Source organism: Pseudomonas sp. ICMP 10191 (assembly GCF_001467335.1).
Lineage (GTDB): Bacteria > Pseudomonadota > Gammaproteobacteria > Pseudomonadales > Pseudomonadaceae > Aquipseudomonas > Aquipseudomonas cerasi.
The window spans coordinates 1-6,459 of record NZ_LKGW01000150.1 but is presented as its reverse complement, the minus strand read 5'-3'; the positions used below and the strand labels follow the sequence as shown (position 1 = coordinate 6,459).

The window sequence follows — 6,459 nt, the reverse complement described above, 5'->3', positions numbered from 1 at the left end:
CCAAGCGGTTACACCAACCGGCGGATGTGTCTACGGTGTTCTGCTTGGCCACAAACCAGCCGATGAAACTGCGGATCAGCGCGTCAGGGATATCGGCAGGCTTGACGCCAGCAATCTGAGCCTGGGCGATCAGGTAACGGCTATCCGGTGCCCAGTCGGCGAACATTGCGAAGCGCTGGCGATCTGAAATCTCGCGCGGCTGCTGCTGTTCGGTTAATTGATGGTTAAGTGACGTATTGGGTGCAGATTTCGCACCCCGTTCTGCGGAATTCTGCACCCCGTTCTGCTGTAATTTGCACCCCGTGCCGTCATCTGCACCCCGTTCAGTGCGGGGTGCAGGATTTGCACCCCGCTTTATCGGCAAGTCATAGACGACTGGGCGTCGGTCATGACGTTCGATGTACACAGCGGCCAGCGCCTGATTGCCTGGAACGATCAGTTCAGACACCCGCAGTAGCTCGAGCTTGGAACGCACGGTTCGCTCGGAAAGTCCGGTGTCTTCACTCAGGGTCGTGGCCGAAGGGAACGCCCCGCGTCCGTCAGTACCGGCGTAGTTCGCCAGGCACAGCAGGACATGCCGCGCGCTTGAATCGGAAAGAGTTGTGCGCGGGATTTGTAGCGCCCACGCCATTGCCTGAACGCTCACGAAGACGCTCCAATATTTTGTTCAGCCAGCAATGCCAAGCCTTTGGTTGTGATGAGAGGATCAAATGCAGCGCGGTCTGCGCCTGTTTCTGGATCGGGCTTGAGCGCAGTGATCTTGTGCACCATCAAGCCAGTTGTGATGCGGGGTTGGTACGCAGTCCAACGACCAGAGCCACCCCGCCGAAATATCCACCGATGCTGGTGCAGCCACGCAAATAGCGCTGAAGGGGCAAGTTGCAGTTGCTTGGCAGCATCGGTGATACAGATGGCACCGCCGGCGCTGGCCAGGCGATTGATGGCTGCGACCTTCGGAGCCTGTTTGTCGATGACGAATTGCAGCTTCCGGTTCTGTTCGACCTGGTCGGCAGCCAGGCGCAGAGCTTCGGCGAATGAAGTCGGTATCCGCAGTCGGCCGATCAGTTGACCCTCCAACTCCCGCCAGCGCAAGATCACCTTCATTCGCAGCTCGGCGCTGTACCCGGTGAGCAAGCAATCAGTGTGCTCGCGATCAAGGAGGTACTCGGTCTGCTTACGGTTCTGACCGTCCAGATAGGTGTGCTCAAAATTGAGCGCACCTATTTTCAACTCTGCAAGCATGGCGGCGACGTCGCGTTTCACGTTCTTGTGCTGCTTGCCAGTCAGTTCTGCAATTTCACGCGACGACATTAACTGACGCGTCATGGCCTGGTGATCGCCATATCCGGGGGCGGCATCATGGCCGGTATTGCATGGGCCGGGTGTGGTGTGCATAATCCAGCTACCTCACGTTGTTTGTTGTTGAAGAAGCCGGTCTAGCCACCGGCTTTTTTTTGCCTGAAATTTGGTACTGGATGAAACAACAGCCCATCCGCTGTACTACCTGCCCTTCCCGCCTGAGCGGATAATTCGCATCAAGCCGCTGAAAGATTCTCTTTGTCGGGAGGAAAGACTTCATCGAGAACGCAAATAGCGCCCAGCTCATTCAGCGCGATCACTATCAGCCTTGCCTCGCTGAGGCCTGGGCTTCTTAGGCCCGATTCGTAGTTCGCCAAGCGAGACTGATTCCAGCCGAGCGCCCGGCGTAGCGATGCCTGGGTTATGCCAGCCCCCTCGCGGATGATGCGGACATGGTTCATGTGGTTTCCTCCATAATTATTTTCAGGATAAACACGTATCGTGTTAATGGCAAACACAATAAGTGAGAACGGGTATTTCATATCGTGTTTAGAATTCCGCGTTATGAATGAATCTCTCGCACAGAGGCTGCAGCGATTGCGCAATGCGGCTGGTAAATCTCAAGCCGCGCTAGCCAAGCTCTGTGGCTGGAGCTCTCAATCGCGTGTAGGAAACTACGAGTCCGGAACGCGGGAGCCGACGCTAGGCGATATTGAGCTGATGGCAAAAGCGCTTGGCGTTCCCTATGGTGTTTTGTTGATTGGGGAAGACGCTGCAGCGGCGACACGGGCGCTCAGTGAGCCCTCCAATATCGCCGAAGTGGAGCAACCCTCGCGGATGTACCGCTACCCTATAGTGAGCTGGGTCGCTGCCGGCGAATGGTCGGAAGCGGTTGAGCCCTACGCGCCAGGTGCTACTGATGACTACGATGTTTCTGACTACAAGGCCAAGGGCCCCGCGTTCTGGCTGGAGGTCAAAGGAGACTCGATGACGGCGCCTACTGCCCCTTCGATTCCAGAGGGCTCGCAGATCCTAGTGGACACCCGCGCAGACGTGCGCCCAGGCAAGCTGGTAATCGCGAAGCTGTCGGGCAGCAACGAGGCGACGTTCAAGAAGCTGGTAGAAGATGGCGGCGTCAGATACCTGAAACCGCTGAACTCGGCCTATCCGACCGTGCAGTGCACCGAAGACTGCAGGATCATTGGTGTGGTGGTCAGGTCGCTGACGAAGTTTGCGTGACCGGTCAGATATGGCGCGGCGGGGACTCCGAAAGGTGCTAATGTGCCAGCAGCCGCGACAAAGCCGAATCAACGACTCGCGAGCCACCTCAGAAGCTACGAATACCGTGCAAAATGATTAGCGATAAAATCGCGTTTTGCGGATGAGGTCAACGCCGAAGCACGATCGGCTGAGATCAAGGTCCGGCGAGGAAGGAATGGATACTGGGTAAGGAGTCTTGAGCAATCAAGGCAATGGAATGAACTTGAATAAATATACCTAGGTCGATATAGTGTTCGAACTGATTCCTCACAACGATTTGCTCATTGACCTAAAGCGTATTTTGGCGATTGAGCCACGCGCAGTGTACCGGACCCGCGAACTGATTGAGGAGCTCCGCAACAATCAGGACCTTCTGGACCGGCTTTCGCAGCAAAATTATGGAGCATGGCCTAGCAAGCCGAAAAAGGATGCTTTCTTCAATGTGAAGATGTGGATTGAGGCGCAAAACAAAGGGTTGAACCTATGGCGGCTTAGAGATTTTTCTTTGGTTGAGAAGGGCCTTGAGTACCGCCTTATCTACGCGTTTCTTTCACAGAAAAAGCAATATTTCATTCTGGCACTTGTTGAGAAAGACTTCGATTATGACATCGATCACCCAGTCTCTAGACGTATTTTCGCCTCCTGCAGGGCTCTCGAAGAGTTTTCCTGGTAGACCAGGGAAGGCTACATCGGGGCAAGCCCCTGTAATTCTAAAATTCAAGCTGCCAGTGCATACATCAGATGCAGCTACTCAGCACACGGCCTTTGATGCGTTCATGGCCGAGCTCGATGCCGACCCGGCTCACGCCGAAGGGTTTGCAGAAGCGAGAGCTTGGGTCGCGGATAGTTTTTACGCCGACGAGGGTGTTACGGTCCGCACAATTCGTCTTCGTGCAGGTATGACTCAAAAGCAGTTAGCCGCAGCTATCGAAACGAGCCAGCCGCAAATTGCTAAAATTGAGAGCGGCAGGCATGACCCTGTCATGTCCACGTGCAGGAAACTCAGCACAGCTCTCGGTGTTTCGCTGGACGTCTTGAGCGAGGCCTTAGTGAGGCAAACAGCTTTGAATGCTCAAAAGGAATTGAAATGAATCGCTACGCTCATGCAATTTTCTGCGACGACATCAGGCAGGAAGTCGGTGGAAAAACCACGATGGTTGGAATCTACACTGGGCAACTTGTAGCCTCTGAAATTCCGTGTGTCCTCCCCAAGATTTGCTTGGCACTAAGCTTGGTTACACCGCAGAAGCGGAAGTTTGAAGAGATATGCGTGACAGGTAGCTTCAACGACGTAGAGATCTTCAAAATGGAGCTATCCAAGAAGCAGATCGAATCAATCGTAACCCAAGCCCCAGAGAGGACTGAACCCGTTTCGTTTTATACCGTTCAGCTCATGGCAATACTCACTCCCTTTCAAATTGAAAAGGCTGGCAAGCTCAAGCTTTCCGTGCTAGCGGACGGTAAAAAGCTTGAGTGTGGCGGGTTAGAAATTAAGCATGCACCACCGGAAATGGTTATCTAACAGTATGCCCGGCCAAGCGTCGGGCTTTTTCGTTCTACCCCTTCAACGCCCTCTCCTGCCGATCAGACGCAAGCCGCCTCAGCCTCATCTCCCCTTTCACCTCAAGTACAAGCCCGACGATGTCCCGGATCGTGACCAGTGCCGCAGTATCGATGCCTGTGACAGTGAACTCTTCTGCCTCGGTGTCTTTGTCGAATACCTGGATCGTCATTGAAGCGTCAGGTGCGATAACGCACACGCACTTCATTGGCAAAAACGCTTCCTCTATGCAAGGCCTCAGGTCCATTGGGGAATTCATTCGGTCCATCCTGGTTGCAAGCCAGGAGAATTCCTGAGGCCGACGTTACGCCGAGTGTAGTCGGGATATTGGATAGTGCTGACGTTATGCCTAATCCAACCCCAAAGGACTCTTGGCTATAGCGCAAAATACGATTTCTAACCTGACCGGAGCCCGCCAATGAGCGGGCATTTTTTTGAGCGCGCGAAAATAAATCACATTTCGTGTTGACCTAATAAACACGATACGTGATAGTAACCCCATCGCAGCGGTCAATCGCAGCGACACAAGACTGGTGAAGCCGCCAGATAGCACGGGATCAGCGAAGTGATCTCCCAGCCCCGGATAACGGGACCGACTGGACGAAGCTCTTTACAGAGAACGGAATCACCTGTTGGACAGCATCACTGAAGCACCTGGCTAGCCGGGTGCTTTGGGATGACAACCACCGAGTAAAACGTAATGGATACAACCATCGTATGTGGGGCATGGAGAGGCCACCTCGGCCGTGGTCTTGCGCCGCGAGAGTTGCAGTTTTTGTTGTCAGCCGCCCAGGGCTGCACAGCCAAGGAAATCGCCCGAACGTTCGGCATCGCGCCGGGCACGGTCGTCAAGCGGCTGTCGGTCGCCATGTTCAAGCTGGGCGTGAATCGCNCGAGCGCAGAGCCCCCGAGTCACGCCGCGGCGGGTACGAACAGAAGATCAGCCGTAAGGGCTCGGACAAGCTCAGGCCAGTAGCGGCGATCTGCTGAGCATCAATCCAACCATCAGGAGCAAACATGAACAAAGAACAGGTTTACGACGATCAGATCAGCCCTCTGATTAAGCAGATCGTCGAAATTGCCAGGCAGAACGGTATTGCGATGGTCGCGAGCTTCAGCATTGCCCACGACGGCGAAGGTCCCAATGGCGAGGACTGCTCCACGCTGACCTGTACAACTCATCTGCCAGATGGCGATGAGGTATTTGATCCTCGCTACAGGCGGTGCGTTCAAGCAATCCAACATGGCGCTCATCAGATGGTGGCGATGTCGATCACCAGAAATGCACCCGATGGCTCCAAGACTCTGACAGCGATTATCTGAAAACCAGCACCAGCGTCAGCCTGACGAAAACTGCCCGAACCCTGTCATAGCGCCAGGCTGCATCGGAGATTGATCGGAGCGTGCCCAAGCGGGCTGCAGCGCTAGGATCGCAAAGCCCCGGAAAAGTCCTGAGCCGAATCTGTCGGCCAATACCTGAAACGCGGCGGGAATCAAGCAGGGGTAGCGCCCTGGTGTTCCGATCAATCTCCGATGCGGATGAGTTCAAACCGTTAAATCGGCCCCCTGCATCACCCTCCCCCAAATCAAACGACCGCATTGGCAGATGCCAGGCCAGTCTCACGGCTGGGTTTGGTCACCCGCGCCTGTCATCTGACCAATGCGGTCAAGGAGCCTCATATGCATCAGACAATCAGCCAGCGTCGTGCAATCTACGAAGGCCTGCGCCAACGCTGCACCCTTTCCACGGCCGAGTTTTACGACAAGGTCGGCCGCAAGAACCCGGCAGCTCTGCCGCGCTTCACGGTCGTGCCAAATGGCAATAACGAGTTCGGCATCGTCGAGCGTTCAACCGGCACTGTGCGCGGCGTTCATCGCGGCCACTGCGCGGCGTGCAAAATCGCTGAGCAACTGGAAGCCCAGCCTGTACGTCAGCTGTCGTTCGCCACTCACATACTGCGCTGGACTGCTGCGATCGCCACCGGCTTGGCGCTGTTCGCGCTGTACGGTGCAAGCTGATGATCAGTCCAGAGCTGAGCACGATTCAGCGCAACAAAGAGCGGTCCGCCGTCCTTGAGGCCGAAGTGGCTGAGTTCCTGAAGAGCGGCGGCGTGATCGCCACGCTGCAGGGTTTCGCATACAAGCCCAGGCCATACGGACGCATGGGGCCAGCAGCAACGCCAGCACCTCGCCGCCGGACCAAGGAAGCGATGCGCGCAGCAACTCCACCGCCCCCTAAGACGAATCTCCCACGGGGCCACGTCAGCGATGAGGTGGTCGCGCAGATCCGCCACATGGCACAGACAACCACAATCACCGACGTGAGCCGTACCACCGGG

Annotated in this window: 10 protein-coding genes and 2 pseudogenes; 8 read left to right on the top strand and 4 right to left on the bottom strand. The window is 55.7% G+C overall.

Annotated features, from left to right (window positions below; translation table 11 throughout):
• From AO388_RS22955 to AO388_RS22945, 3 genes are all read right to left on the bottom strand, one after another.
• The coding region (locus AO388_RS22955; RefSeq protein WP_058417212.1) for a helix-turn-helix domain-containing protein at window positions 1–631 on the bottom strand (631 nt) is incomplete at its 3' end.
• 11 nt (window positions 632–642) lie between these two features.
• Window positions 643–1,311 carry a Rha family transcriptional regulator gene (locus AO388_RS22950; protein WP_058417211.1) on the bottom strand — a complete coding sequence of 223 codons (669 nt, stop codon included), beginning with the start codon at window positions 1,309–1,311 and terminating at the stop codon, window positions 643–645.
• A gap of 224 nt (window positions 1,312–1,535) precedes the next feature.
• On the bottom strand, window positions 1,536–1,841 hold the full coding sequence (locus AO388_RS22945) for a helix-turn-helix transcriptional regulator (protein WP_374754960.1): 306 nt from the start codon (window positions 1,839–1,841) through the stop codon (window positions 1,536–1,538).
• Here AO388_RS22945 and AO388_RS22940 point away from each other — a divergent pair.
• The 4 genes from AO388_RS22940 (at window position 1,807) to AO388_RS22925 (ending at window position 4,081) form a co-directional block, all read left to right on the top strand.
• Complete coding sequence (locus AO388_RS22940; RefSeq protein WP_058417210.1) at window positions 1,807–2,538, top strand: LexA family protein; 732 nt, start codon at window positions 1,807–1,809, stop codon at window positions 2,536–2,538. The two genes, AO388_RS22945 and AO388_RS22940, sit on opposite strands and share 35 nt — an antisense overlap.
• Window positions 2,539–2,809: 271 nt before the next feature.
• On the top strand, window positions 2,810–3,232 hold the full coding sequence (locus AO388_RS22935) for a hypothetical protein (RefSeq protein ID WP_058417209.1): 423 nt from the start codon (window positions 2,810–2,812) through the stop codon (window positions 3,230–3,232).
• Between the two features lie 103 nt (window positions 3,233–3,335).
• Window positions 3,336–3,650: a helix-turn-helix transcriptional regulator gene (locus tag AO388_RS29260; protein ID WP_058417208.1), complete on the top strand. Its 315-nt coding sequence runs from the start codon at window positions 3,336–3,338 to the stop codon at window positions 3,648–3,650.
• Window positions 3,647–4,081 (top strand): DUF6941 family protein, encoded by a 435-nt coding sequence (locus AO388_RS22925; RefSeq protein WP_058417207.1) that lies wholly within the window; start codon window positions 3,647–3,649, stop codon window positions 4,079–4,081. Before AO388_RS29260 ends, AO388_RS22925 begins: the two co-directional genes overlap by 4 nt.
• Before the next feature lie 34 nt (window positions 4,082–4,115).
• Here the strand turns inward: AO388_RS22925 and AO388_RS22920 are convergent, their stop codons facing one another.
• The gene (locus AO388_RS22920; protein ID WP_058417206.1) at window positions 4,116–4,379 is read right to left on the bottom strand and encodes a DUF1652 domain-containing protein; all 264 of its coding nucleotides are present in this window, start codon (window positions 4,377–4,379) and stop codon (window positions 4,116–4,118) included.
• A gap of 441 nt (window positions 4,380–4,820) precedes the next feature.
• Here AO388_RS22920 and AO388_RS28035 point away from each other — a divergent pair.
• The 4 genes and pseudogenes from AO388_RS28035 to AO388_RS22905 all read left to right on the top strand — a co-directional run.
• A pseudogene (locus AO388_RS28035) lies at window positions 4,821–5,021 on the top strand (LuxR C-terminal-related transcriptional regulator); the annotation flags it as partial.
• Between the two features lie 116 nt (window positions 5,022–5,137).
• Window positions 5,138–5,443, top strand: coding sequence for a hypothetical protein (locus tag AO388_RS22915; RefSeq protein ID WP_058417205.1), 306 nt, complete (start codon window positions 5,138–5,140; stop codon window positions 5,441–5,443).
• Window positions 5,444–5,800: 357 nt separating this feature from the next.
• The gene (locus AO388_RS22910; protein ID WP_058417204.1) at window positions 5,801–6,139 is read left to right on the top strand and encodes a hypothetical protein; all 339 of its coding nucleotides are present in this window, start codon (window positions 5,801–5,803) and stop codon (window positions 6,137–6,139) included.
• Window positions 6,139–6,459 (top strand): annotated as a pseudogene (locus tag AO388_RS22905) (hypothetical protein); the annotation flags it as partial. The gene AO388_RS22910 and the pseudogene AO388_RS22905, both read left to right, overlap by 1 nt.

What these genes read in the sequence shown, in the direction of transcription:
- AO388_RS22950 (WP_058417211.1), bottom strand. Translation starts at nt 1,311, where the DNA reads ATGTCGTCGCGTGAAATTGCAGAACTGACTGGCAAGCAGCACAAGAAC.
- AO388_RS22940 (WP_058417210.1), top strand. Translation starts at nt 1,807, where the DNA reads ATGGCAAACACAATAAGTGAGAACGGGTATTTCATATCGTGTTTAGAA.
- AO388_RS22945 (WP_374754960.1), bottom strand. Translation starts at nt 1,841, where the DNA reads ATGAAATACCCGTTCTCACTTATTGTGTTTGCCATTAACACGATACGT.
- AO388_RS29260 (WP_058417208.1), top strand. Translation starts at nt 3,336, where the DNA reads ATGGCCGAGCTCGATGCCGACCCGGCTCACGCCGAAGGGTTTGCAGAA.
- AO388_RS22925 (WP_058417207.1), top strand. Translation starts at nt 3,647, where the DNA reads ATGAATCGCTACGCTCATGCAATTTTCTGCGACGACATCAGGCAGGAA.
- AO388_RS22920 (WP_058417206.1), bottom strand. Translation starts at nt 4,379, where the DNA reads ATGAATTCCCCAATGGACCTGAGGCCTTGCATAGAGGAAGCGTTTTTG.
- AO388_RS22915 (WP_058417205.1), top strand. Translation starts at nt 5,138, where the DNA reads ATGAACAAAGAACAGGTTTACGACGATCAGATCAGCCCTCTGATTAAG.
- AO388_RS22910 (WP_058417204.1), top strand. Translation starts at nt 5,801, where the DNA reads ATGCATCAGACAATCAGCCAGCGTCGTGCAATCTACGAAGGCCTGCGC.